1 protein-coding gene is annotated in these 1,542 nt (G+C 77.0%); it reads right to left on the reverse strand.

The features are described 5' to 3' along the window. Positions 1 to 1,542, reverse strand: a 1,542-nt coding sequence (locus V7793_RS37420) for a sensor histidine kinase (protein ID WP_336014173.1), incomplete at both ends; no start/stop codon positions are given.

Below are 1,542 nucleotides of genomic sequence, written 5' to 3' on the forward strand. Positions count from 1 at the left end.
GGCGGCCGCGCAGCGTATGGGAGTTGGCCTCGGCGATGGAGCCGGGGAGGTGGACCTGCGGGACGGCCGCGGCGCCCGGGACGGGCGGGGTGTCTCCGAGGCCGGTGACGGCCGGGGGGCCGGCGGGCAGCAGGCTCACGGGCAGCACCACGACCGCGGCGACCCCGCCGGTGGTCTGCTCGCGCAGCTGGACGCGCACCCCGTGCCGGAGGCCGAGCCGGGCGACGACGTAGAGGCCGAGGCCGAGCGGCGACTGCGCCGCACGCCCGGAGCGGACCGCGCCGTCGGCCCGGCCGGTGTGGTCGGCGGCCGGCAGCGGGGGGCAGGCGGGGTCGGGGTCGGCCAGCAGGGCGTTGACCTCGGCGAGCCGCTCGGGCGCCATGCCGATGCCCTCGTCCTGGACGCAGAGCACGATCTCGCCGCCCTCCAGGTGCCAGGCGGAGACCTGCACCTGGGCGTCCGGCGGGGAGAACGCCGTGGCGTTCTCCAGCAGTTCGGCGACGAGGTGGCTCACGTCCTCGGAGGCGAAGCCGGCGAGGCGGGCGTGCGGCGGCAGGGACTGGATGCGCACGCGCTGGTAGCGCTCGGTCTCGCCGACGGCCGCCCGCAGGACGTCGAGCAGGGGGACAGGGCCCGCGCGGCCGGTGCCGCTCTCGGCACCGGCGAGGACGAGCAGGTTCTCGCTGTTGCGGCGCATGCGGGTGGCGAGGTGGTCGAGCTTGAAGAGGGTCTCCAGGCGCTCGGGGTCCGCCTCGTGGGCCTCCATGCCCTCGATGACGGCCAGTTGGCGCTCGACGAGGCCAAGGGTGCGCAGGGAGAGGCCGACGAGGATGCCCGTCTCGCCGGCGCGGCCGCCGGGCTGCTCGGCGGTCAGGGCGGCGAGCCGCTCGGTCAGCCGCTGCTGCTCGGCGCGCAGGGAGTCGCGCTCGTCGGCGGCGTCCTGGCGGGCGGTGATCAGGCGGGTGCGCTCGCCTTCGAGGGCGGCGATGCGGCCCTGCTGGCGGCGGAACTTGCCCTGGAGGTGGTTGACGGCCCGGGCGGTTTCCGCGAACTCGTCGTCGCGGCCCTTGAAGGCGATGGGCTCCTCGGTCACCGGGTCGGCGCTCACGCGCCGGGTTCCCAGCCGTACGGCGCCGAGCGGGCGGGTCACCGAGCGGGTGGACCAGATGCCGGTGAACAGGGCGGCGAAGAGGCACAGCGCGGCGGTCATCACCCGCCGCTCCAGCTCGGTCATGGCCTCGTGGCGCAGGACTTCCAGGCGGGGCGCCTCGCTCCCGGCGAGGGCGGTCTCGACGCCGCGCATGCGCTGCAGGCGGGTGGTGAGGGCCGAGCGGACGGGCTCGGCCGGCTGGGTGGCGAGCTCGCCGGCCGCCTGGCTCCTGGTGAGGCGGCCGAGGTGCCCCTGGGCCGCGGTGATGTCGGGGCCGGTGACGGCTTCGGCGTAGGCGTCGCGGGCGGCGGCGGGGGCGAGGCGGTTGAAGTCGGCCAGGGCGTCCTGGGTGCGGGTGTCGGCGCGCTGGGCTGCGGCTGCCAGCTCGGGCT

This window comes from Streptomyces sp. KLMMK, assembly GCF_036961605.1.
Lineage (GTDB): Bacteria > Actinomycetota > Actinomycetes > Streptomycetales > Streptomycetaceae > Streptomyces > Streptomyces telluris.